22 protein-coding genes are annotated in these 24,194 nt (G+C 62.9%); 12 read left to right on the plus strand and 10 right to left on the minus strand.

Translation table 11 applies throughout. From position 1 onward, the window contains the following. The first annotated feature begins 127 nt into the window (after nucleotides 1-127). Both ACQKRQ_RS11000 and ACQKRQ_RS11005 read left to right on the plus strand, forming a co-directional pair. Complete coding sequence (locus tag ACQKRQ_RS11000) at nucleotides 128-1,063, plus strand: GlxA family transcriptional regulator (protein WP_427476886.1); 936 nt, start codon at nucleotides 128-130, stop codon at nucleotides 1,061-1,063. A 68-nt stretch (nucleotides 1,064-1,131) separates the two neighbouring features. Next, the gene (locus tag ACQKRQ_RS11005) at nucleotides 1,132-1,557 is read left to right on the plus strand and encodes an HIT family protein (RefSeq protein ID WP_106284957.1); all 426 of its coding nucleotides are present in this window, start codon (nucleotides 1,132-1,134) and stop codon (nucleotides 1,555-1,557) included. Nucleotides 1,558-1,995: 438 nt separating this feature from the next. On the opposite strand, the gene ACQKRQ_RS11010 is transcribed toward ACQKRQ_RS11005, so the two are convergent. Beyond that, nucleotides 1,996-2,448 carry a hypothetical protein gene (locus ACQKRQ_RS11010; protein WP_427476889.1) on the minus strand — a complete coding sequence of 151 codons (453 nt, stop codon included), beginning with the start codon at nucleotides 2,446-2,448 and terminating at the stop codon, nucleotides 1,996-1,998. A 10-nt stretch (nucleotides 2,449-2,458) separates the two neighbouring features. Between ACQKRQ_RS11010 and speG the strand changes: the two genes are divergently transcribed. Together speG and sap1 are read left to right on the plus strand one after the other, a co-directional pair. Next, nucleotides 2,459-3,001 carry a spermidine N1-acetyltransferase gene (speG, locus tag ACQKRQ_RS11015; RefSeq protein WP_132376474.1) on the plus strand — a complete coding sequence of 181 codons (543 nt, stop codon included), beginning with the start codon at nucleotides 2,459-2,461 and terminating at the stop codon, nucleotides 2,999-3,001. A gap of 455 nt (nucleotides 3,002-3,456) precedes the next feature. Then, nucleotides 3,457-3,795, plus strand: a complete 339-nt coding sequence (sap1, locus tag ACQKRQ_RS11020) for a surface attachment protein Sap1 (RefSeq protein WP_132376475.1) — start codon at nucleotides 3,457-3,459, stop codon at nucleotides 3,793-3,795. A gap of 263 nt (nucleotides 3,796-4,058) precedes the next feature. Here the strand turns inward: sap1 and ACQKRQ_RS11025 are convergent, their stop codons facing one another. The 5 genes from ACQKRQ_RS11025 to ACQKRQ_RS11045 form a co-directional block, all read right to left on the minus strand. Continuing rightward, entirely contained in the window at nucleotides 4,059-5,792 is a 1,734-nt protein-coding gene (locus ACQKRQ_RS11025; protein ID WP_427476892.1) for an IlvD/Edd family dehydratase, read from the minus strand. 38 nt (nucleotides 5,793-5,830) lie between these two features. After that, nucleotides 5,831-6,835, minus strand: coding sequence for an L-arabinose ABC transporter permease AraH (gene araH / locus ACQKRQ_RS11030; protein ID WP_132376477.1), 1,005 nt, complete (start codon nucleotides 6,833-6,835; stop codon nucleotides 5,831-5,833). 70 nt (nucleotides 6,836-6,905) lie between these two features. Continuing rightward, nucleotides 6,906-8,453 carry an L-arabinose ABC transporter ATP-binding protein AraG gene (gene araG, locus ACQKRQ_RS11035; RefSeq protein ID WP_427476894.1) on the minus strand — a complete coding sequence of 516 codons (1,548 nt, stop codon included), beginning with the start codon at nucleotides 8,451-8,453 and terminating at the stop codon, nucleotides 6,906-6,908. 87 nt (nucleotides 8,454-8,540) lie between these two features. Continuing rightward, nucleotides 8,541-9,545 (minus strand): arabinose ABC transporter substrate-binding protein, encoded by a 1,005-nt coding sequence (locus ACQKRQ_RS11040; protein ID WP_427476895.1) that lies wholly within the window; start codon nucleotides 9,543-9,545, stop codon nucleotides 8,541-8,543. A 126-nt stretch (nucleotides 9,546-9,671) separates the two neighbouring features. Beyond that, nucleotides 9,672-11,120: an aldehyde dehydrogenase family protein gene (locus ACQKRQ_RS11045; protein WP_427476897.1), complete on the minus strand. Its 1,449-nt coding sequence runs from the start codon at nucleotides 11,118-11,120 to the stop codon at nucleotides 9,672-9,674. Nucleotides 11,121-11,366: 246 nt separating this feature from the next. Here ACQKRQ_RS11045 and ACQKRQ_RS11050 point away from each other — a divergent pair, with 246 nt between their 5' ends. Further along, on the plus strand, nucleotides 11,367-12,344 hold the full coding sequence (locus ACQKRQ_RS11050; protein WP_342960427.1) for a LysR family transcriptional regulator: 978 nt from the start codon (nucleotides 11,367-11,369) through the stop codon (nucleotides 12,342-12,344). Nucleotides 12,345-12,486: 142 nt separating this feature from the next. Then, a complete protein-coding gene (locus tag ACQKRQ_RS11055; protein ID WP_132376481.1) occupies nucleotides 12,487-13,041 on the plus strand; it encodes a YaeQ family protein in 555 nt (184 codons plus the stop codon). A gap of 19 nt (nucleotides 13,042-13,060) precedes the next feature. Here ACQKRQ_RS11055 and ACQKRQ_RS11060 read toward each other — a convergent pair whose 3' ends face one another. Next, nucleotides 13,061-13,486, minus strand: coding sequence for a VOC family protein (locus ACQKRQ_RS11060; protein ID WP_132376482.1), 426 nt, complete (start codon nucleotides 13,484-13,486; stop codon nucleotides 13,061-13,063). 395 nt (nucleotides 13,487-13,881) lie between these two features. Between ACQKRQ_RS11060 and ada the strand changes: the two genes are divergently transcribed. From ada to ACQKRQ_RS11080, 4 genes are all read left to right on the plus strand, one after another. Then, nucleotides 13,882-15,060, plus strand: a complete 1,179-nt coding sequence (gene ada / locus ACQKRQ_RS11065; protein ID WP_427476899.1) for a bifunctional DNA-binding transcriptional regulator/O6-methylguanine-DNA methyltransferase Ada — start codon at nucleotides 13,882-13,884, stop codon at nucleotides 15,058-15,060. Next, nucleotides 15,057-15,974, plus strand: coding sequence for a DNA-3-methyladenine glycosylase family protein (locus tag ACQKRQ_RS11070; RefSeq protein WP_427476901.1), 918 nt, complete (start codon nucleotides 15,057-15,059; stop codon nucleotides 15,972-15,974). The genes ada and ACQKRQ_RS11070 overlap by 4 nt, the downstream gene beginning before the upstream one ends. Before the next feature lie 267 nt (nucleotides 15,975-16,241). Next, the gene (gene gshA / locus ACQKRQ_RS11075; RefSeq protein WP_427476903.1) at nucleotides 16,242-17,858 is read left to right on the plus strand and encodes a glutamate--cysteine ligase; all 1,617 of its coding nucleotides are present in this window, start codon (nucleotides 16,242-16,244) and stop codon (nucleotides 17,856-17,858) included. A gap of 212 nt (nucleotides 17,859-18,070) precedes the next feature. Then, a complete protein-coding gene (locus ACQKRQ_RS11080; RefSeq protein ID WP_408284603.1) occupies nucleotides 18,071-18,571 on the plus strand; it encodes a hypothetical protein in 501 nt (166 codons plus the stop codon). 75 nt (nucleotides 18,572-18,646) lie between these two features. Here the strand turns inward: ACQKRQ_RS11080 and ACQKRQ_RS11085 are convergent, their stop codons facing one another. Together ACQKRQ_RS11085 and ACQKRQ_RS11090 are read right to left on the minus strand one after the other, a co-directional pair. Then, on the minus strand, nucleotides 18,647-20,209 hold the full coding sequence (locus ACQKRQ_RS11085; RefSeq protein WP_427476905.1) for a DHA2 family efflux MFS transporter permease subunit: 1,563 nt from the start codon (nucleotides 20,207-20,209) through the stop codon (nucleotides 18,647-18,649). 135 nt (nucleotides 20,210-20,344) lie between these two features. Continuing rightward, nucleotides 20,345-20,887: a MarR family winged helix-turn-helix transcriptional regulator gene (locus tag ACQKRQ_RS11090; protein WP_132376488.1), complete on the minus strand. Its 543-nt coding sequence runs from the start codon at nucleotides 20,885-20,887 to the stop codon at nucleotides 20,345-20,347. Between the two features lie 251 nt (nucleotides 20,888-21,138). On the opposite strand from ACQKRQ_RS11090, the gene ACQKRQ_RS11095 reads away from it, so the two are divergent. Together ACQKRQ_RS11095 and ACQKRQ_RS11100 are read left to right on the plus strand one after the other, a co-directional pair. After that, complete coding sequence (locus tag ACQKRQ_RS11095) at nucleotides 21,139-21,510, plus strand: hypothetical protein (RefSeq protein ID WP_427476908.1); 372 nt, start codon at nucleotides 21,139-21,141, stop codon at nucleotides 21,508-21,510. Nucleotides 21,511-21,699: 189 nt separating this feature from the next. Then, nucleotides 21,700-23,271: an efflux transporter outer membrane subunit gene (locus ACQKRQ_RS11100; protein ID WP_427476910.1), complete on the plus strand. Its 1,572-nt coding sequence runs from the start codon at nucleotides 21,700-21,702 to the stop codon at nucleotides 23,269-23,271. Between the two features lie 123 nt (nucleotides 23,272-23,394). Here the strand turns inward: ACQKRQ_RS11100 and ACQKRQ_RS11105 are convergent, their stop codons facing one another. Beyond that, nucleotides 23,395-24,174: a type II secretion system protein N gene (locus tag ACQKRQ_RS11105; protein WP_427476912.1), complete on the minus strand. Its 780-nt coding sequence runs from the start codon at nucleotides 24,172-24,174 to the stop codon at nucleotides 23,395-23,397. Nucleotides 24,175-24,194 lie beyond the last annotated feature (20 nt).

Below are 24,194 nucleotides of genomic sequence, written 5' to 3' on the forward strand. Positions count from 1 at the left end.
GAATGGGAAAACCGGAAAACCTCCGCCACCGCGCCGTTGTTTGCGGTATTGCGGTGTTGACGAGGCAAGTCTAGGCGCGTAGCCTGTTGTCTCAAATGTCGTATTTACCTCGTTTTAGGACATCGCAATGAGACACGTCGGCGTGGTGGTTTTTCCCGGCTTCCAGATCCTCGATATGGTCGCGGTCTCGATCTTCGAGCTGGCCAACCTGGAGGCCGGCCAGCCTGAGTACGACGTGGAGGTCATTTCCGAGCACGGCGGCATGGTGCGCAGCTCGGCGGGCGTGGAGATCGCCACCCGCCCGTTCGACGATCCGGCGTACGACACCGTGGTGGTCACTGGCGCGATGCAGATCGCGCCGTCGTCGCCGGGATTGCTGGCGTTTCTGAGCGAGGCGCTCGCCGCGTCGCGACGCACCGCCAGCATCTGCACCGGCGCGTTCGTGCTGGCCGAGGCCGGGATTCTCGACGGCCGCCACGCCACGACCCATTGGATTCACGCTCGCGATCTGCAGCGGCGCTTTCCGCAAACGCGCGTGGACGAGGACCGCATCTTTATCATCGACGGGTCGGTGTGGACGTCGGCCGGCATGACGGCGTGCATCGATCTGTGTCTGGCGCTCGTTGAAAACGATCTCGGCGTGGAGGTGTCGCGCGCGATCGCCAAGAAGCTCGTGGTGTATCACCGCCGCACCGGCGGCCAGTCGCAGTTCTCGGCCATGCTGGACCTGGAGCCGAAATCCGACCGCATCCAGAACGCGCTCTCTTACGCCAAAAGCCATCTGCGCGAGCCGTTGACGGTCGAACAGCTCGCCGACGTCGCGCATCTCAGCCCGCGCCAGTTCAGCCGCGCGTTTCGCGACGAAACCCGTCAATCGCCGGCCAAAGCCATCGAGGCATTGCGCGTCGAAGCCGCGCGCGCCATGCTGGAAGCGGGCCGCCATTCTATGGAGGCGGTCGCGGCGGAAACCGGTTTCGTCGATACCGAACGGATGCGGCGCGCCTTTCTGCGCGCGTACGGTCAGCCGCCGCAAGCGATCAAACGCGCGGCGCGCGTGATGTAACACATGTGATGGACAATATCGGCAACAGCGCTTTGCCCGATATGACCTTCCACCATGAGAGGAACGCGATGAACTACGACGACAGCAATCCCTTCGCAAGGATTCTGCGTGGCGAACTACCCTGCATCAAGGTGGCCGAAACCGATGCCGCCCTCGCCTTCATGGACCTCATGCCGCAAGCGGACGGCCATCTGCTGGTGGTGCCGAAGGAAGCCGCCGCGGAGATTTTTGAATTGTCGGATGCTTCGACGGTGGCGTGCATGCGCATGACGCAGAAGCTCGCGATTGCGGTCCGCGCCGCATTGCGGCCGGACGGCGTGTTCATTGGCCAATTCAATGGTGCCGCTGCGGGACAAACGGTGCCGCATGTGCATTTTCACGTGATCCCGCGCTGGGAAGGCCAGCCGCTGCGCATGCATGCGCGCGATGTTGCCGACGCGGACACGCTCGAAGCGCTCGCCAAACGCATTCGCTCGCATTGGCGTGCCGACTGACGCGGCGCGTGGCGCGGTTCTGCGCTCCGTCATGCGCCGTAATAAGTGTAAAAGCCGCTGAAACCAGCGGTGCGTGCCGCGCGGCTAGACTGGTACTTGCCTTGTACCCACAAGGCATTGAGTGTGGATCTCTTTTGGCCTGCCCGAAACGGCAGGCTTTTTTATTGGCGCGCTTTCGCGTGGCCTGACCGCTGCGCTTACGGCGCGCGTTAAAAAACCCGCACGCGGCGGGTTTTCATTTCCTGGCGATGGTACGGTGTCGGCCGTGATGCGGCGGCGGACGACGATGATGGTGATGCGGCGTCGGCACACGGCGGCAACGCTTAGACGACCACCAAACTCCCTTGCACACGAATCCCCTGCTCAATCGGCCGCCATGTTGGTCGATTCGTGCAGTGCAGCACGCAGGAGAGGCAATCCGCTGGCAAACGCAACGTGTCACAGACGATGCCGCGAGCGGCGCAGCGGATGCCGCCAGTCGATGCGGCGCGGTTTCACGGGCATCGGACGCATGTCGTGCAGGTGCCGGTGTTCCTGCCACAATTCGTCGGAGAAAAGAAATGCGACGATCAGCAGCGGAATGACCAGAAAGACGCCCAATATCAAGTTCTCGATCACGGTGGCCTCCGATTGCAGGAGCATGATTTCATTGTAGAGCACCGCGCGTACCCGTACCGTGCCGCGCGCCTCACAATCGCCACGAGCGAGCCGAACACAGGCCTGCGACAACGCGACGCCCTTTACTCGCCGGACCCGCCTGCCGCCTGGTTTATCGCAAGAAAGCGCCGTGCGGGCGCGAGAGCTTGCAAGAACTCCCCGCACCGCGCCCTGACTAACTGGAAAGCGCGTGAGCCTGCATCGAACGCGCGCATCCAAACCAATAATTCTCAAGGGGAATCCAATGACGACCGAACGTAGCAGCGAACTCACCCTGCGCCCGCTCGAGCGCACCGATCTGCGCTTCGTCCATGAAGTGAACAACAACGCGAAAATCATGCGTTACTGGTTCGAGGAGCCGTACGAAACCTTCTCGGAACTCACCCAGCTTTACGACCAGCACGTGCACGACCTGCGCGAGCGGCGCTTCGTGGCGATCGACAACGAGGGGCAGACCGTCGGCGTAGTCGAACTGATCGAGCTGGACTATATCCATCGACGGGGTGAATTTCAGATCATCATCGCGCCGCATGCACAAGGCCGCGGCTACGCAACCCTCGCCACGCAGCTCGCGACGGACTATGCGTTTTCAGTGCTGAACCTGCGCAAGGTCTATCTGATCGTCGACAAGTCGAATACGGCGGCAATCCACGTCTACGAAAAGTGCGGCTTCAGGCACGAGGCCGAGCTGATCGAGGAATTTTTCGGCAATGGCAGCTATCACAACGCCTTGCGGATGTGCATGTTCCAGTCCGAGTTCTTCGAGGCCAATCGTCACGTCGATTGACCCCCGCGAGTGCGCATAGGACTGCCGTTTGCCAGACCCTGTGTGCAGCGCTCCTCACACCTGGCACCATTTATCTTCTGCAAACACACCGTTATTTCGTGATTTCAGTTTAGTCGGTTGAATGACTTTGTGTGCAATGCACCAAGTACGTCGATTAAATGTAGCAAATCACTTAATTGTCGCCTCTCGTTTACGCGAACGCGCGCCGCAAAGCTTTACTGGTTAAAGCGGCGTGCCCTACCCGTCTTTTAGTTATCCGTTTCAATCACGACTAATTAACCCATTGCTCACCGATTAAGCAGGTGCGATGGACGGTGCGACAATTCGCCGCTGTTGCGACCGCACACAAGATGTGCTTGTCGTTCTCTCGCATTCTCCTACAGTGCAAGGTGCGGGTTCAATCTTAAAGTTAAATACATAGCTAACCTGAGTATCCACCCGCACCGGAGGAAAATATGAAAATGCGAGTCGCCCTTGTTTTCGCCATTGCGGGATTGGCTGCCGCCACTGTTCAGGCGCAAGACGTCATGATCAAGCCGCAGCAAACCATCCAGTTCAAGGCTAATGCCTATGGTTGCCTGTCGAAGGATAAACTCGACGCCGCCGACCAGCATGCGCAAGCCGGTGAACAGCAAAAGATGCAGGAATTCTTCTCCGGATATCAATGCGTTTCGACACCGGAAAACTCGAGTTTCCGCGTCGTCCGCGTGGTCGGTCACGACGTTGAATTCGTGAATTCGGGTAATAGCGATACGCAAGGCCTCTGGGCAAACGATCGATTCATCAAGCAATAAGCTGACCCCTGACATTCCGGCGAAAACGCCGGAATGTGATTTTGCGCGCCTGTGCGTCCGTCCTCTGACTTAATAAGTCGGAGGTGGTGAACCTGTGGGTTAAAAATCGGCTGGGCATGAAAATGCTTGGCCGTTTTTATTTGCGCGCGTTAGCTTCGCTTTGACACGGACAGAAAAAAGCCGATGCGGATTGTCTGAATCCGCATCGGCAGTACGCCTTCTCGCAAAGCGCAGGGAACAACCGTTAGCTCACTACGAGCCGATCAATGCGAATCGCGCGGCACCGGCGCGCCGCTCGATCCAACGAGGAAGTCGAGATCCGCGCCCTGATCCGCTTGCAGCACATGTTCGACATAGAGCTTGTAGTAGCCGCGTTTGGGCGCCTCGGGCGCCTGCCATGCGGCGCGCCGGCGCGCAAGTTCTTCGTCGGTAACGTCGAGATGCAGGCGGCGGGCTTCGACATCGAGTTCGATCATGTCGCCGGTCTGCACGAACGCGAGCGGCCCGCCCGCTGCCGCTTCCGGTGACACGTGCAACACCACCGCGCCGTACGCCGTCCCGCTCATGCGGCCGTCCGAGATGCGGACCATGTCGGTGATGCCTTTTTCAAGCACCTTCTTTGGCAGCGGCATATTGCCGACTTCCGCAAAACCGGGATAACCCTTCGGCCCCGCGCCTTTGAGCACCATGATGCAATGCTCGTCGATGTCGAGTGAATCGTCATCGACTTTGGCGTGCAGTTCTTCGACGTTCTCGAAGACTACCGCGCGACCGCGATGCTTGAGCAACGCCGCAGTGGCCGCCGACGGCTTGATCACTGCGCCATTCGGCGCCAGGTTGCCCTTGAGCACAGCAATGCCGGCCTTCGGCTTGAACGGCTCGGCGAACGTGGTGATGACTTTCTCGTCGTGATTCGGTGCGTTGCGCACGTTGTCCCAGATCGTCTTGCCGTTCACGGTCAGCGCTTCTTTATGCAAGAGCCCCTGTTCGCCAAGTTGCTTCAACACGGCCGGCAAACCGCCCGCGTAGTAAAAGTCCTCCATCAGATATTCGCCCGACGGTTGCAGGTTCACGAGACACGGCACGTTCGAACCCAGTTCCCAATCTTCAAGCGATAACTCCACGCCAATGCGCTTGGCCAGCGCGATCAGATGAACGACCGCATTGGTCGACCCGCCGATCGCCGCATTCGTACGGATCGCGTTTTCAAAGGCCTGGCGCGTCAGGATCTTGTCCATCGTCAGATCCTCGCGAACCATGTCGACGATGCGCCGGCCCGCGAGATGCGCGAGCACCTGACGGCGCGCATCGACTGCGGGAATCGCCGCGTTATGCGGCAAGCCCATGCCGAGCGATTCGACCATCGAGGCCATCGTCGACGCCGTGCCCATCGTCATGCAGTGACCGCGCGAGCGGTTCATGCACGACTCGGCTTCGGTGAATTCTTCCTGCGTCATCGTGCCGGCGCGCACTTCCTCGGACATCTGCCAGACACCCGTGCCGGAGCCGATGTTCTTGCCTCGAAACCGGCCATTGAGCATCGGGCCGCCGGACACGGCCAGCGCCGGCAGATTGCACGACGCCGCGCCCATCAGCAGCGCGGGCGTGGTCTTGTCGCAACCCACAAGCAGAATCACGCCGTCCATCGGATTGCCGCGAATCGACTCTTCGACATCCATCGAGGCCAGGTTGCGAAACAGCATCGCGGTAGGGCGCAGATTGGTCTCGCCCAACGACATCACCGGAAACTCGAGCGGCAAGCCGCCCGCTTCATGCACGCCTTTCTTCACGTATTCCGCGAGTTCTCGGAAGTGCGCATTACACGGCGTCAGTTCCGACCACGTATTGCAGATGCCGATCACCGGACGTCCGTCGAATTCGTCGTGCGGAATGCCCTGGTTTTTCATCCACGAGCGATGCAGAAAACCGTCGCGGTCCTTGAGGCCGAACCACGCCTGGCTGCGCAGCGGCTTTTTAGTCTGATTCGAATCAGCCATGAAATCTCCTGTTGGCAAACATGGGGCGGGGGCGCGCGTCAATGCACGCGTTTGCTGCGGCGGAACTGATCGAACAGCACAGCCAACAGCAGGATCCCGCCGCGAATGAGGTATTGGTAGAAGGTCGGCACGTTCAGCAGGCTCATGGCGTCCTGCACCGAGCCCATGATCAGCACGCCGACCAGCACGCCGGAAATCGTCGCGACGCCGCCCGTAAGCGAGACGCCGCCGAGCACGCACGCCGAGATCACACCGAGTTCGAGGCCGACAGAAGTCTTCGGGTCACCCAGGCTCATACGGGACGCAAGCATCACGCCTGCAAACCCAGTGACGAGGCCCTGCAATACGAACACTGTGATCTTGATGCGCGTCACCGGCAAGCCAGCCAGCAACGCCGCCTCGCTATTGCCGCCGACGGCCAGCACGTTCTTGCCGAACACCGTTTTCTTCAGCAGAAATCCGAACAGCACGAAGCCGACGATGTTGCTCCAGATCGGATACGAAATGCCGAGGAACGCGCCGCCGCCGAGGTCGAAGAAACGCTCTTCGGAGATCATCACAGCGTCGCCGTTCGAGGTGATGTAGGCGAGGCCGCGCACGACTTCCATCATGGCGAGCGTGACGATCAGCGAGTTGATCTTGTAGCGCGCGACCAGCACGCCGTTGACGAGTCCGACCGCGCCACCCGCGAGCACGCCGGCCGCGACGCCGAGCATCACGCTATGGGTCGCAGTGATCAGCGTGGACGCCACCACACCCGCGAACGCGACGATCGACGCCACCGACAAATCCACTTCGCCGAGCGCGAGAACGAACATCATCGTCACCGAGATCGAACCGATCAGCGTGACGGAGAGCAGCAAGCCCTGGATGTTTCGCGAGCTTAAAAAATCCGGCACGGTGAACGACAAAACCGCGAACAGAATCACGAACACCATCACGATGCCGGACTTGTTGATCAGGTCCCAGGTACGCGCGGCACGCGCGCTCAGGCCCGCTGAGGCGACGGCTGGGGTCGAGGAATCGGTTGAGGGTGTATGCATGGTTTGTATTCCGTTTCAATGGCGCGATTCGATTCAATTGCCTTCGTGGTGTCGAGGATGTGCGGCGGCGTCAGCGGGGCAGGGCGAGCTTGATCAGCGCATCCGGCGTGGCCTGCGCCTTGGGCAGATCGCCGACGATGCGGCCTTCCTTCATCACGATCACGCGATCCGCCACGCCGATCACTTCGGCCAGATCGCTCGACACGACGATCACCGTGCGGCCCGCTTCGGCGAGCCCGTACAGCAACCCATAAATCTCGCTGCGCGCGCCGACGTCGATGCCGCGCGTGGGTTCGTCCATCAGGAACACGTCGATGTCTTCGGCAAGCCAGCGCGACAGAATCACCTTCTGCTGATTGCCGCCGGAGAGTGTGCCGATCGGCGTTTCGCCGTTGCGCGTCTTGATCGCGAGCTTGCCGATGAACTCTTTGGCGGTCTGCGCTTCCTTGCGGCCGTTGAGCACGTTGAAGCGGCTGAAATGGCGGCGGCAACTGATGTTGAGGTTGTCCGATACGGAGGCGATCGAGACGATGCCTTCCTGCTTGCGATCTTCGGGACACAGCGCCACGCCCGCGCGCACGGCGTCGCGCGGTGTGGCAAAGTGCACGCGCTTGCCTTTGAGCGTGATCTCGCCGGAAGCCGGTTTGACCGCGCCGTAGATGAGCTTCATCAACTCGGAGCGACCCGCGCCGACGAGTCCAAAGAAGCCGACGATCTCGCCTTTGCGCGCCGCGAATGAAGCCGGTTCGCGCAGGCCGCGCCCCATCAATTCCTTGACGTCGAGTTGCACGTCGCCGAGATCGCGCGAGCGATAGCCGTACACGTCGGCGATCGAACGGCCCACCATGCAACTGATCAAGCGATCGCGATCGAGTCCTTCACCTGCTTCGAACGTATCGATGCGGCGGCCGTCGCGAAACACGGTCACGCGATCGCACAGCTCGTAGACTTCATCCATTCGATGCGTGACGTAGATGATCGCGCGACCCTCGGCCCTCAACGCGCGAATGATCCGGAACAGTTGCGTCGTCTCACGCGACGACAGTGAGCTGGTCGGTTCGTCAAACGCGATCACGCGCGCATCGCGCATCAGCGCCTTGCCGATTTCGATCATTTGCCGCTGGCCGATCGAAAGATTCTTCACTTGCTGCGACGGATCGATCTTTTCGCCGAGCCGTTCCAGCTCGCGCACGGCGCGCGCTACCAGCGCTTTTTCGTCCAGTATGCCGAAACGATTCGGCAGAGCGCCGAGCATCAGGTTTTCCGCGACCGTCAGTTCCGGCACCAGATGCAATTCCTGATAGATGATCGCCACGCCCGCGGCGATCGCTGCCTTCGTCGTGGTGAACTGCTGTTCGACGCCATCGAGCGACAAGGTGCCCGCCGCGGGTTGATTCACGCCGGACAACACCTTGAGCAGCGTCGATTTGCCGGCGCCGTTTTCGCCCATCAAGCCGTGCACTTCACCGCGCCGCACTTCGAGCGACACCTGGTCGAGCGCGAGCACGCCGGGAAAGCGCACGGTGATGCCGTCGAGCCGCAGATACGGCTCGGTGGACGCGAGCGCAGGCGAGGGCGCCGCTTCAGCGGTGGGGGACTCGGTGTGTGAAGACGTCATCGAAAAACCTCAAGCTGGTGAACAACCTGTGCGGGCCGCTCCCGCGTGAGCGAGAGACGGCCCGCAACGTGCAAACTCGAATCGCGCTTAAATACCGAGTTCTTTACGCACGTCCTGCCAGTTGCCGCGCACCATCAGCTTGCCGGTGGTCTGCGTATCGGCGGGCGGCTGCTTGCCGTCCTTGATCCACTCGACGAGGTTCTCCGTGCTTTCCTTGCCGTGCATCGTCGAGCTCACGGCGATCGTGCCGTAGAAGCCAGTCGGTTCTTTCTTCTGGAATTCGGCGAACGCTTCGCCCGCGCCGTTGATGCCGACACCGATCACGTCCGCAGCCGGAATATGCAATTGCTCGGTCGCGCGTACGCCGCCCAGCACGCTTTCCTCGTTGAGCGCGAAGATCACCCACTTCTTGATGTTCGGATGCTGCGCGAGTACCGGCGACGACGCGTTGAAACCGCCTTCGTCATCCGTCGTCTTTTGCGGGGCGTCGAAAATGTTTTCCTTCTTGAAGCCACCGGCAATGAGCGATTGCGTCGCGCCATCGGTGCGCAGTTTCGCGGTCGGCAATTCGTAATTCGTAATGCGCAGCGCGCCGACTTCTTCCGGCTTCCAGCCGCGGCGTTTCATCTCTTCAGCGATCGCGGTGCCGACCTGATTGCCGATCTTGAACGCGGACATGCCCAGATGCGGCACGTTCGGCAGCGGCTTGCCGGTGGAGTCCACCAGTTGATCATCGACGGTGACGAACTTCATGTTGTAGCGCTTCGCCCGCGCCTGGATCGCCGGTCCGAGACGCACGTCCGGTGCGCAGATCACGAAGCCTTTGGCACCTTGTGCACCGAGGTTGTCGATCGCGGCCAGCACTTTTTCACCGTCCGGCGTGCCGATGTTCACCACCGCAAAGCCGTCCTTCTGGCCGAGCGCGCTCGCGGCTTTCTGTTCGTTGATGAACCATGCCTGTTCCGGCATCTTCACGAGGAAGCCGACTTTGAGCGGCTGGTCCGCACGTGCGGAAAGTTGCGCGGCAAAGGGCGCGGCGAGGGCGGCGGCCGCCATCGCGGATAGCGTCAAACGGCGAAGCTTGCTGGTCATATCTGTCTCCTGAAGTTGAAAGGCTGCATTGATTTCGTTTGATTGCAGCGGGTGATGCACGGCGGCGTCAGCCGGGACGCGGATGAGCGTTAAGGTGCGCGGTTAAGTGAAGCGGTCTCATCACCATCAGCCCGCCACGTACGCCGTTTTCACGGCGGTCCAGAAGGCGGCGTCCGTGGCGCCGTAGGCCGACGCCTTACGGCCGCTGCCGGGCGCGTGATGCTCGACGGCAGTGGTCGGCAGATTGATCGTGACGAGACCGCTGTGCACATGACGGCGAAAATGCCGCGCGCGATTGAGCGAGCGCGTGCAGATGCCGGCGCACAGACCGTATGCGGTGTCGTTCGCGAGATGCAGCGCGTGGTCGTAGTCGTCCGCGCGCAGCACGACGGCGAGCGGGCCGAAAATTTCCTCCCGCGCGACACGATGTTCGGATTCGCCGATGAAGAGCGCCGGTTCGAAAAAGTAGCCGCGCGTCGCGCGCTCCAGTTGCCGGCCGCCGTGCAGCAGTTGCGCGCCTTCCTGTTGACCGATGCGCACGTAGTCGAGATTGCGCTCCAACTGCGCGGCGTTGGCCACGGGACCCATGTCCGTGCCGTGCTTCAAGGCGTGATCGATCGAAAGTTTGGCGAGCTTCGCCTGCAATGCGTCCACGAACGGCTCGAACACCGCGCGTTCGACGATCAGACGCGCCGCCGCGGTGCTGCGTTGGCCCGTCGAGCCATAGGCGCCGATCAAGGCGGCCTCGACGGCACCGTCGAGATCGGCGTCGGCCAAAACCACGAACGGATTCTTGCCGCCCATCTCTAGCTGCACTCGCGCCTGGCGGGCGGCAGCGGCTTGCAGCACGCGTGTGCCGGTTTCCGCCGAGCCGGTGAAGCTAATCGCCGCCGTCAACGGATGCGCGACGATCCGCGCGCCGACTTGCCGGCCGCTGCCCATCACGAGATTGAACACGCCTGCGGGCAAACCGGCGCGGCTGATAATCGAGGCCAGCGCCGCCGCGCAAGCCGGCACCGATTCTGCCGGCTTGAAGACGACGCAGTTGCCGTGTGCGAGCGCGGCGCCGATCTTCGCCGCGGCAATCGCCAGCGGCGCGCTCCACGGCGCGATGATGCCGACCACGCCGAGCGGTTCGCGCGTCACGTCGATCTCGACGCCGGCACGCGCCGACGCGACGGGTTCGGCGAAAGCCTGCATGGCTTCGGCCGCGAACAACTTGAAGATCTGCCCGGCACGCGTCGCCTCGACCAAGGCCTCGGGCAGCGTGTTGCCGACTTCACGCGCCAGCAGCCGGCCGAGTTCGTCGCGGCGCGCGAGTATCTCGCTGCCGATGGCGTCGAGTGCATCCGCGCGACGCTGCGCCGAACCCAGCGACCACTCGCGGAAGGCCGCGTGCGCCGCTTCGATCGCCATGTCCGTCTGCCGCACGTCGGCTCGCACATATTCGCCGACCGGATCGTCCAGGTCCGACGGATTGAGCGAGACGCCCGTGGTCGCGCCCGTCTCCCATCCGCCATTGATGTAGTGGCGGAACGGACTTGCAACGAGTGGGACGAGCGGATCGCGGTTCATCGACGGAAAGGCGCCACATGGGGAAGCTCAGAAAGTCCACGAATGGTATGAGCCGCCCCAATAACTTTCCAATCCCTTTTTAGGCTATCCCGATATCAATTTCGATATGGCATGATGGAGCCTCGCCTTGGCAGAGTGCGCGGTTCGTGGCTTCGAGCCGCCTCATCAGCAAGCATCTTGCGTGGGACCAGAGTAGGGCGCTAAAGCGCCCGCTCTGGTCGACAGAAAACAGGTTGGAGACAAGCCATGACGCGTAGCTACTCGAACTGGTTCGTGCGGGCGCGGCTCAAGACGCGGCAGTTGCTGCTGCTCGCAGCCATGGAAGAGGAGGGCAACGTCCGGCGGGCCGCCGACGTGCTCGGCATGACCCAGCCCGCCGCGTCGCGTCTGCTCAAAGAGCTCGAGGACATGCTGGAAGTGAGCCTGTTCGACCGCACGCCGCACGGCATGCACGCCACGCTGTATGGCGAGGTCATGATCCGTCATGCGCGCATGGTGCTGTCGAATCTGAGTCATGCACACGACGAGATCTCGGCGTTGCGCGCCGGTCTGGCAGGACAGGTGCGGATCGGCGTGATCGCCGCGGCCGCGGCGACCATGGTGCCGCGCGCGATCGCCAGCGTGAAAGAACGCTATCCGCAACTGCAAATCTGGGCAGAGGTCGAAACCTCCGATGTGATGCTGCCGCGGCTGGCGGAAGGCGAGTTGGACATCATGATCGGCCGCGTGTTGGAGCGGCAAAACCAGTTCAAGACCGAAGTCCGCTACGAACCGCTCGCCGACGAACCGCTGTGCGTGGTGGCGCGTCCCGGCCATCATCTCGAAAATGAGACAGGTTTGACATTGCGTGCAATCGTCAACGCCAGCTGGGTTTTGCATCCGCCGGGCAGCGTGTTGCGCCATCGTTTCGATCTGATGTTTTCGCAAATCGGGCTGAATCCGCCGCAAAACGTGGTCAATACCAACAATTTTCTGGCGATTTCGAGCTTGCTGCTCCAAAGCGACATGTTGGCGGTTTTACCCGACGAAGTGGCGCGTCAATACCAACAGTATGGCGTTCTGAAGCGATTACCGATCGATTTGCCGTGCAGGATGGATACATTCGGTATCATCACGCGCCAGTCGCACCTGCTTTCGCCGGCGGCCTCGGTCGTGCTCGAAGCCTTGCGGGAAGCCGCTGGCGAGGTCTACGGCACCGCTTTCGAACCGACAGTGGCGCGATAAATGCTTCTCCCGTGGTCATGACAGCCGGCTGGCGGCGCGGGAGGAACAGAAGATGTACAACAAACACGGAAAACGGCAACGCGCCGTCGACGACTCTTTTTCAGTTCGCTCCGGTGGAGCGAGCGCCTGGTTTAGCAACGGCATGGCTCTCAAATCGACGATTTACAAGGCGGAACTGCAGATCGCCAACATGGACCGGCACTACTATGCCGACCATTCGCTGACGATCGCCCGCCATCCCTCTGAAACCGACGAACGGATGATGGTCCGCGTCGCCGCGTTCGCGCTGTTCGCGCAGGAACGCCTTGAATTCTGCAAAGGTTTGTCGGACGTGGACGAACCGGACCTCTGGCAAAAGGATCTGACCGGCGCGATCGAAACGTGGATCGAAGTCGGCCAGCCGGATGAACGGCGCATCGCCAAGGCGAGCGGTCGCTCGAACGAGGTGATCGTGATCGCCTACGGCGGCCGCACATCGGATATCTGGTGGCAGGGCGTGCGCAACAAGGTGGAACGCATGCGCAACGTGACGGTGTGGACGCTCGGCGAAGACGTCGCCACCGCCCTCGGCTCGCTGGCCGAGCGGACCATGCGGCTGCAATGCACCGTACAGGACGGCGAAGCATGGCTCGGTAGCGCCGAAGCCGATGCGGTGAAAATCGAATGGACGGTGTTGAAGGCGCCCGCCAACGCCTGACGCCTGCCGCTTCAAACGCTTAGAGCGACGTCACGCGAGCCGCTTCCGGCGGCCCCTTGAGTTCGACCATGTTGCCTTCCGGGTCGAACAGATATAGCGACTGTCCGTAGCCGTCCGCGCCGTAGCGCAGACCGAGTTCACCCAGCCGCGCGCCGTGTTCGGCCAGATGCGCCTTGAGCGCTTCAGCGTCGAACGGATCGATGCGCAAACACACGTGATCCATATTCCGCCCCGTGCCCGGCGCGCCGTTTTCGGCATGGTCGAGCCGGCCGCCGACCTGCAACAGGTCGATCAGCGAGCGCCCCGCGCGCAACTGTGTTAGGCCCAGATCGCGTTGCTCTTTCTCGACACTGCAGCCGAGCACGTCGCAGTAGAAACGCGCCATGGCCTCGACGTTGGTCGCCCGAATGACAACGTGATCGATCTCGCGAATATGGATTTTCATGTGAAACGCCCCTTGGCTCGCTCGCAGAACGGGTGAAATGCCAGTGTAGAAGAAAGGGCAGCGCTGCGAGTGCGGCGTCGTGAAACCGGTCTTGAGGGACGGATCAGACATGTATGGACGAAAAAAAGCCCGCTCTATGTGGAGCGGGCTGAATCCATATCAGGAGGAGACATGGAGGAGACAAGTACTAATATACACATGCACCTGGTGCGACGCAATAACTTTTTAAGGGAAAACCCGATATCGTGCCAAATTGTCGCAGTTTTCCTCAAAACGGATGCCTGGCGGGACTTCGAGCCTACGAAGAAGCGCAATGACAGAGCAAGAACCGGGGCGTAGTGTGTCGGCATGCGGCCTACATTGGTGAGCATCGACACCGTCTCTTCGGGACCATCATGAACCGCAAACCTACCGATACCGCCTCCGGCGCCACCAACTGGACTTCCGACGATGCGCGCTGGGAAGCCGTCACGCATCGCGAATCGCAAGCCGACGGCGCGTTCTTCTACGGCGTCAAAACGACCGGCGTGTTCTGCCGGCCGTCGTGCGCCTCGCGCCTGCCGCGCCGCGAGAACGTCGCTTTTTTTACCGATGCCGCTGCCGCGCGCGCCGCGGGCTTTCGCGATTGCAAGCGCTGCCAGCCCGGCGGCCTGCCGCGCGAGTTGGAAATCGTCAATCGTGCGTGTGCCGCGCTGGACGCCGACCCGCAAGAGCGCCTCACGCTCGCGCAATTGAGTGACGCCGTGCACGTCAGCCCGTTCCATCTGCAACGGCTGTTCAAGCGGGTGGTGGGTGTGTCGCCGCGCCAATATCAGGCCGCGCAACGGGGCGCCGCGTTGCGCGACGCGCTCCAGAGCGGCTCGGACGTCACCCGTGCTACGCTCGACGCCGGCTTCGGCTCGCCGTCGCGCATGTACGACAGCGCCTCGGCCGAACTCGGCATGGCGCCGTCCGCGTATCGCCGCAAGGGCGCCGGACTCACCGTGCGTTATGCCAGCGCGCCGACGCCGCTCGGCTACGTCCTGGTCGCGGCGACGGAGAAGGGCATCTGCAAGATCGGTTTCGGCGACGACAAAGCCATGCTCGCCGACGACCTGCGCGGCGAATTCGCCAACGCCGGCCTGTTGGAAGATACCGAACACCTGGCGCCGTTCATCGCGCAGATCGACGCCTATCTGCGCGGCACCCGTCAGGACTTCGATCTACCGCTGGATATCGCCGCGACGGCATTCCGGCAGCGTGTTTGGGAAGCGTTACGGCGCATCCCGTACGGCGAGACGCGCAGCTATTCGGAGATCGCCGAAACAGTCGGCTCACCGCGCGCCGTACGCGCGGTGGCCAGCGCGTGCGCGACCAACCCGGTCGCGCTGGCGATTCCTTGTCATCGAGTGGTGGCCAAGGGCGGAGCGCTGGCAGGCTATCGTTGGGGTTTGCCGCGCAAAGCCGCGCTGCTGGACAACGAGGCGCAACACGCCGGCGACTTTTCGCGCGTCAAAGGCGAACGCAACCAGCGCGCCCATGCAGACGTCGGCAACGACACCGAAACCACCACCAAACTGGACCACGCCGCGTGAGTACGCTTGACGAAGTTGCTACCCTTGAATTGCCGTTCAAACCACCCTTCGACTGGCCGCGCCTGCTGCGTTTCTTCGGCGGACGCGCGACGCCCGGCGTCGAAGCGGTGGAAGACGGCGCGTACCGTCGCGCGATCGATTGGGCCGGCGACAGCGGCACGCTGAGCGTGAGTCTGCATCCGCGCAAGCGCTGCCTTGTCGCCAGCATCGAAGGGCCCGTGAGCATTCACGCCGACGCGCTCGCCGTGCCGATTGCCAAGATGTTCGACCTGCAGGCCGATCCTAAGAAGATCGGCGCCGAACTCGCCACGGACCCGTGGCTCGCGCCGCTGGTCGAAGCCGTGCCCGGCTTGCGTGTGCCGGGCGCGTGGTCGGGCTTCGAGTTGGTGGTCCGCGCGATCGTCGGGCAGCAGGTCAGCGTGAAGGCGGCGACCACTATCATCGGCAGACTCGTGCAGCGCGCCGGGGAGCGCATCGAGGGGCATCCGCATGAGAACACCGCTTGGCGCTTTCCGACGCCCGCCGCGTTGGCCGCCGTGGATCTCGCGCAAATCGGCATGCCGGGTAAACGTGTAGCGGCGTTGCAGGGCTTCGCGCACGCGGTCGCTACCGGCGACGTGCCGCTCGACAGCAACACGGCCGACGCCGACAGCCTGCGCGCCGCGCTGCTCGCGCTGCCCGGCATCGGTCCGTGGACCGTCGAGTATGTCGCCATGCGCGCGTGGCGCGATGCCGACGCGTGGCCCGCATGGGATCTCGTGCTGATGCAGTCGATCTGCGCGCGCGATCCGTCGCTCGTGCGGCCCACGCAGCAACGCACCCGCACCGACACATGGCGGCCGTGGCGCGCGTACGCCGCGATGCATCTGTGGAATGAAGTAGCGGACCGCGTGGGCGCCGCGCGTGGCGGCTGAAGGCAGGCGCCTCCTGGGAAGAAAAGCGTTTCGCGCGCGAGCCGCGTGACGGGCAGAGTGATGTGGCGCGCGGCCGACGAAATGGCGCAAAAGGCAGGCGGATTGGCCCAGGAAAGAGGCGGCCCGGAGTGCTCCGATGAGCCGCCGAGGCGGCCTCAAGCAGCCGTTCTGGCGAGATGTTAAAGTGCCCGCTACTGAAAATTCCGCCGAACGTTGTCAACCGCAGTGCTGCGGCACATGGCGGCCGACAACGCCCGACTCGCATCAATGCCAAACACGACACCTTCCCGCACGACCGACGCGTTCTCGCACCGCCTGTCCGTGCTGACTTCAGGCCCGCAGCGCGACGCGCTGATACGCGGCCTGCGCGGCATCGAAAAGGAAAGCCTGCGCGTGACGCACGAGGGCAAGCTCGCCTTGACGCCGCATCCGCGCGCACTCGGTTCGGCGCTTACGCATCCATCGCTCACCACGGATTATTCCGAAGCACTACTCGAACTGATCACGCCAGCTGAGCAAGACGTCGCGCTCACGCTCGAGAAACTCGACACGCTCCACCGTTTTGTCTACGCGGAACTCGGCGACGAGATCCTGTGGAACAACTCCATGCCGGGCCTGCTGCCCGACACGGACGACGGCATTCCGATCGCGAACTACGGCAGCTCGAACATCGGCAAGTTGAAGTACGTGTACCGCATCGGCCTCGCGCTTCGGTACGGCCGCACGATGCAGTGCATCGCGGGCATCCACTACAACTATTCGCTGAACGAAGAAGTGTGGCGGCTGTTGCACGCGGACCAGCAATCCACCGCGAATGCCGTCGATTTCCAGTCCGATCGCTATCTCGCGCTGATCCGCAATTTCCGCCGCACGAACTGGCTGCTGATGTATCTGTTCGGCGCTTCGCCAGCGCTGGATCGTCGTTTCCTCCGCGATCGCAAACACACGCTCGACACGTTCGACGCCGACACGCTCTATCGTCCGTACGCGACCAGTCTGCGCATGAGCGACCTCGGCTATTCGAACACCACCGCGCAAGCCGCGCTGCACGCCGACTACGACACGCTGCCGGGCTACCTCGACGCGCTTGCGAAAGCCGTGAGCCAGCCGTATCCCGCGTACGAGGCAATCGGCACCCAGCGCGACGGCGAGTGGGTGCAGATCAACACGAACGTGCTGCAGATCGAAAACGAGTTCTACTCGACGATCCGTCCGAAGCGCGTCACGTATCCCGGCGAACGTCCGTTGCACGCTTTGGCCGCGCGCGGCGTGCAATACGTGGAAGTGCGTTGCATGGACATCGATCCGTTCGAGCCGACTGGCATTTCGCTCGAGACGTCGCGCTTTCTCGACGCCTACCTGCTGGTCTGCGCGCTCGACGACAGCGCGCCGTTGCCGCCCGACGCTTACGCCGAAGCCAACCAGAATTTCGGCCGTGTCACAATGGAAGGACGCAAGCCGGGCCTCGAACTGACACGCGACGGCCGTCCGGTTGCGATGACGGAATGGGCGAACGAACTGCTCGTCAAAATCGACGCGGCGGCGGCTACGCTCGACGCATTGCATGGCGGCGACGCGCATGCGCGCGCCGTCGCGGTTCAACGCACGAAGCTGGCGGATGCATCGGTGACGCCGTCGGCGCGCGTGCTGCAGACCATGCGCGAGAAGCAGCAGAGCTTCCTCGCCTTCGGCCTCGAACAAAGCGAAGCGCACGCCGCGCATTTCCGCACGCGTCCGCTGGATGCGGAGCAGACCAAGGCATTCACCGATCTCGCTGCGCAATCGCTCGCTGAGCAGGCCAAACTCGAACAGGAAGAAGTCGGTTCGTTCGACGCGTTCGTTGCGGCCTATCGAGCGTACACGCTGAACCGGTTTAGCGTCTGAATAACGCTTGCGGGCAAGGTGAAGAAAGAGCGGCCAGCGTGGCCGCTTTTTTATTTCGCGCCGGTAACGTCTACGCAATGTGCGACCGCCTCGCGAACGCTATCGGCAAATTCTCCGCGCGTTCTGACGATTCTCTGATCCAGATGAAACACCGTACCGACGCCACGGTCCAAACTTACATGACGCGCACCACAGAGGGAGGATTCAACGTGATGAAAAAAAATCTGTTGGCCATGCTGTGCGTAGCGGCGGCTGGATGTTCGACGCAAGGGCAGGTCGATCCGGACGTCATGCAGATCGCGACCACGCCGTTGACGTGTTCGAACAAGTCGCAATGCGATGTCTGGTGGCAACGGGCGCAAGCGTGGGTGGCGGGCCATTCGACGTATAAGATCGATGCCTCGACCGACACTTTGATCCAGACAGTCGGCCCGGATGGCGGCAAGCGCGCGTTGGCGTATCAGATCACGCGCGCCGCGAATCCGGACGGCACGGCAACGATCGGTTTTGCCGCGCATTGCGACGGCTCGATGGGCTGCAAGCCGAACCCATGGGAAGCCGGCGCCGACTTCAAACAATACGTGCGAGGCACTGCGCCCGGCACGCCGCAAAGCGGCGCGAAACCCCCGCAAGCCGCGCCCACGACCCCGCATCCGGATGCCATGCAGGGTCAATCGATCCCGGCGACGAATGGCGAAGCCGTCACGCAATAACGGCTGAAGACGCGCGCGAAGAGTCGAAGGAAAATACCGTGTCGGCGCGCGTCCGCTGAAAGGCATCGTCGAACTTCAATGCCCCATTGAAGGGCCAACGCCCTTGCGTGGCTTGGTGATCCAGACCAGCACCGCGAGCACGAGAAACGCCGCGCAGGAAATGCGGAAGAAATCGTTGGTGGCCATCATGTAAGCTTGCGTGGTCACCACCTGATTCAACTGCGCGGTGATGCCGTCGCCGGAGAGGCCGATACCGGCCAGCGCATTGGTATAAGCATTCGTGTTCGCGGCGTAAACGTTGACCGAGTCGGTCAGCATCGCGTGATGGTAGATCGTGTCGTTCTCCCAGTACGTCGTACTGACCGCTGTGCCGATCGCGCCTGACAAGGTCCGGAAAAAATTGGACAGGCCGGAAGCACTCGCCAGCCGCTCATCCGGCACGCTGGAGAGCGTAATGGTGGTCATCGGCACAAAGAAGCAGGCGACGCCGATACCTTGCACGAGCCGTGGCCAGATCACGTGATTGAACGGCACGTCGAGCGTGAAGGTGGAGTTCCAGAACGAGACGAACGCGAACACGATGAACGCAAAACTCGCCACCACGCGCAGGTTCAGCCGGTGCATGTTTTTGCCGATCAACGGCGACAAGAACAGCGCGAGCAGACCGACCGGCGCGGTCGCCAGACCAGCCAGCCCGGCGGTGTAACCCATCACGGTTTGCAGCCACAGCGGGAAAATCACCACCGAGCCGAAGAAGGCCATGAAGCCGAACGAGACGATCACCACGCCAAGCGCGAAGTTGCGATCCTTGAACAGCGAGAGATCGACCACCGGCTCTTTCTCGGTCATCTCCCACACCAGCATGAAGGCGAGCGACACCACCGCGATCACCGCCAGCGTGACGATAAACGTCGAATTGAACCAGTCGCGATCCTTGCCGAGGTCGAGCACCATCTGCAGGCACGACACGCCGATCACGAGCAGCGTGAGGCCGACCGCGTCGATGCGCTGTTTCGTGGTCTTCGTCTCACGGCCGCGCAGCAGCAGGAACGCCCACACCGCCGAGAACAGTCCGATCGGCACGTTGATGTAGAAGATCCACGGCCACGTGTAGTTGTCGGTGATGTAGCCGCCCATCACGGGCCCGAAGATGGGCGCGCAAATCACCGTCATCGCCCACAGGCCCAGCGCGAGTCCGCGCTTTTCCGGCGGATACGAGCGCATCAGAATGGTCTGCGAGAGCGGGACCATCGGCCCGGAAACGAGCCCCTGCACCAGCCGGAACGCGATCAACGACTCGAAGTTGTGGGCGAAGCCGCACAGCGCCGAGGCGATCGTAAAGAGCAGCACGGACAGCGTAAACAGCTTCACTTCGCCGACCCGCCGCGCGAGCCAGCCCGTCAGCGGCACCGCGATCGCGGAGGCGACCGAATACGACGAGATCACCCAGGTGCCCTGGCTGGTCGCCACGCCGAGGCTGCCGGAAATGGTCGGCACCGCGACGTTCGCAATCGACGTGTCGAGCACCTCCATGAAGGTGCCGAGTGCGAGCCCGACCGTGAGCAGGGCCAAGGCTCCGCCTTTGAGCGGAGCGGGTTCGGCGGCGGGTAGGGCAGCGGCGGAAGCCGTGGCGTCCATATTTCTTCTCCTCAACCTGGAAAGCTTGTCGCGACAGCTTTATCGCCTGGTCCAAATGGCGTGCTTACATGCCGGATCACTCTCTGCCCAGACAGATATCTTCAAACAGTTACGCTCTTGAAAAGAGCGTCTTGGTTAGTCCTCGCCGTGTTCCCGCGGCGACTCTTCGGGTGATTCGTCCAGCGATTCCTGTTGCGGCCCCAATCCGCATCCCGCGCTTGCTCCCGCGTCGATGCCGTTCGCGATGAAACGGCCGAGCAGGTCGATCAACGTGGCGTGGTCGGCTGCCGAAAACCCGCGCAACTGCTCGTTCAGCACCGTCGCGCCCAGACCAGGTAGTTGCCGCGCGGCGTCGTGACCCTGCGGCGTCAACTCGAGTTTCACCATCCGGCGATCGGTCTCGCTGCGCGAGCGCACGATAAAGCCTTTCTTTTCAAGGCGATCGAGCAGTCGCGTCATCGATCCGCTGTCGTACGACATGGCGCGCGACAACTCGAACGGCGTGCTCGCGCGCCGCGACGACAACATCAGGATCACGCCGATCTGCTGCGTGGTCAGTCCCAATGGTTTGACCGCACGGTCCGTCCGCTCGACCAGCACATTTCGAGCTTTCGTCAGGTAGTAGCCAAGACTCGATTCAAGGTGAATCTCGTCCGCCTTGTAGGGGCCGTCAGTCATCGTGTATCCGGAAACGTCTCAGGCAGAACGGATTTTAGCTGCCTAAGCAGACAAGTCAAACATGATTTCGCGTAGTGCGAACGGCAGAAAAACAACACGTCCGACGTGCGTGGGAGGAAGTATCTTGAAATTTAATTGCATAGTCAATATTATTGTAGGCAACGAGTTACGCGCGACCCGCGCCACCCGAGACCATGTTCTGACCGATTGTCTGCACGCCGCGCGCGCGCCGTGCGAAAAGGATTTCCCCGATGCTGTACCTCAAAAACACGCTTGGCGGCCTGAGCCGCTCCCTGACCGATTCCGCACTCAGCACCTTTCAAGGGCCGCACCGCTGGTGGAAACTGGCGCTGTTCGCCGTGCTGTTCGTATTGCCTGGCGGATCGGTCGGCGTGGCGGTGCTGGCATGGTTCGAGCATCGGCGGGGACAAAAGGGCGTCAAGACGGCGAAAGTGGAATTGGTCGCCGCGTCGGTGCCTGCGGTGAACGCGGCTGTTGTTCCTGCAGGCGCGGAAAAGCACGTAGGCCCCGCCGGCGCCTGCCAGGCGCGTGGCGATGCGCCGTGCCGGGCCGCCGCCGGTAAGCTGGCCCGCCAGGCCAAGTCTACGGAATCACGGGTGTAACGGCCTGGCCGGTAACAGCGCGTAACCTTCGCGACACCCTCAGTAACACACCTGCCTCCTTCCTCGCATTACCCTTTCAGTTTCCCGCGTCCAGCGGGCTCATACGCTAACATTCCGGCAGACCAAGATCTCGCCCGGCCGGCGGTGTCGCCATCGGCCGCGCCGCGGCGTCCAGAAGGAATTCATTGCATGCAGTCTGATCGAATCTCGCGCGCGCGGACACTTGCGCCTCGCGCCCTGACTATTGCCGTAGCCGCAGCCCTCGCCAGTCTGCTGGCGGCCTGCGCAGTCGGCCCCGACTACAAGCGGCCCGCCGCCGAAATTCCGGCGTCGTACAAGGAAGCCGCGCCCGGCTGGAAAGTCGCTCAACCGGCCGATCAGCAGGATCGCGGCGACTGGTGGACCATTTACGAAGATCCGCAGCTCAACGCGCTCGAAGAGCGGCTGAACACCGCAAACCAGACCGTCGCTCAATTCGCCGCCGCCTACCGGCAAGCGCGCGCGCTGGTCGGCGAGGCGCGGGCGGCGTATTTCCCGACCATCGGTGCGTCGGCGGGTGCAACGCGCTCCGGCAACGGGACATCGTCCGGCGGCAACTCGACCACTGCGACGAGCCGATCCGGCGTCGGCAACAGTTTCAATGTCCAGCTCGACGCAAGCTGGGAGCCGGATCTGTGGGGTTCGGTCAGCCGCTCGGTCAACGCGCAGAAGGCCGGCCAGCAAAGCGCTGCGGCGGACCTCGCCAACGCACGCCTGTCGGCTCAGGCCACACTCGCCCAGACCTACTTCGCGCTGCGCTCGCTCGATTCGACCCAGAAGCTGCTCGACGACACCGTCGCCGCCTACCAGCGCTCGCTGCAACTCACGCAGAACCAGTACGCAGCCGGCGTTGCCGCACGCTCCGACGTGATCCAGGCGCAAACGCAATTGCAATCGGCGCAGGCTGCCGCGATCGACAACGGCGTGCAGCGCGCTCAGGACGAGCACGCGATCGCCGTTCTGGTCGGCGAACCGGCCTCGACCTTCTCGATTCCGCCGATACCGCTCATCGCCACGCCGCCCGCCGTGCCGGCGCAGATGCCGTCCGCATTGCTCGAACGGCGTCCGGACATCGCTTCGGCCGAGCGCAAGGCAGCAGCGGCGAACGAACAGATCGGCGTCGCCATCGCCGCATTCTTCCCGTCGCTGACGCTGTCGGCTTCCGGTGGCTTCGAAAACTCGGTGTTCTCGCAATTGCTGACCGCGCCGTCGCGCTTCTGGACGCTCGGCCCGCAACTCGCCGCGACGCTGTTCGACGCCGGTCTGCGCCAGGCCCAGACCGACGCCGCGCGCGCTGCCTACGACGGCAATGTCGCGACCTACCGTCAGACGGTACTGGCCGCGTTCCAGGACGTCGAGGACAACCTCGCGTCGCAGCGCATCCTTGCACAGGAAATCGTCGTCCAGCAGCAAGCGGTGGATTCGGCGCTTCAGGCGCTCGCCATCGTCACGAACGAGTACAAGGCGGGCACGGTCGGCTACGTCAACGTGCTGACGGCGCAGACCACCGCTTTCACGGCCCAGCAGAAGCTGGAGATCATCGCCGGCCAGCGGATGGTGTCGTCGGTGGGTCTGGTGAAGGCGCTGGGCGGCGGCTGGGACGTGTCGCAGATGAATCGCGAAACAGGCGATGTGGCGGCGCCGGCGCCGCTGCCGGCGTCATCGGCGGCGCCTGTCGCGCAAAACGGTACGACATCGCCGTCGCGGATGCACACCGAGTAGAAGCGCTGGCCGTCGAGGCAAAGCAAAAGAGGCATGCCGCATTTCACGGCCATGCCTCTTTTTCTATGGCGTCGACGCTCGGCCACCCATAGGTTCAGCAGCCTCGCGAGGTTATTGCGCGCCTCAGTGCACGAATGTCAACGTCACCGTGTCCGGCCCGCTCGGCCGCCCCAACAGGTTCAGCAATCCCGCGAGGTTATCGCGCGCCTCAGGCGCGGCGCTGGCCGTCCCCTGAAACGACGTTGACCCAGCCGACACCGTACCATTGCCGGTCAGCATCAACGGGCCCTTGGTGGTGGTCAGATCGAGCGTGGAGGACTCGCCCTGCGCCTGAAACAGCACGCGGTATGAGCCGAGCGGCTTGACCATCGACACCCGCGAACTGACGTCGGTCAGCGTGACGGTCAATTGCCCGAACGCTTCGCGATTGAAGCTGCGCCAGTCCGACCAGGACAGTTGCACGTTGCCTTGCAGATCGAGCGTGTTAAAAGGCGCGCCAAGGCCGCTCAGCAGCGAAGCCGGGACGGCAATCGCGCCCGGCGTGACGGTCGCCGTGCGCGGCGTGGCATCGACGGTGATCGGCTCCGGCATCGCTTCGCTGTGCCGCATGATCATGCGCACGCGGCCGGTAAACAGCGGCCAGAACGCCGTGTGCCATTCGATCCGGCCAGGCAGCAGCGTTGCCGCGCTCATGTCCGAGCCGGCGGCCAGCATCAGCGTGGCCGAACCGTGCCACAGCGAGCCGGCCGGATTGACCAGATTGACGTGGCCACTCGTCTGTTTGGCGAACTGCGGCGTGATCCAGGCGGCCGGCAGCATCGCCAGCATCACGAGCGCGGCGGACAGCACCGCGATCACCAGCCAGGGCAGGGCGACGCGCGAGCGCCGCATCCAGTAATTCATGCGAGATCCTGTGACGGCGC

Source organism: Paraburkholderia sp. NPDC080076 (assembly GCF_050281145.1).
Taxonomy (GTDB): domain Bacteria; phylum Pseudomonadota; class Gammaproteobacteria; order Burkholderiales; family Burkholderiaceae; genus Paraburkholderia.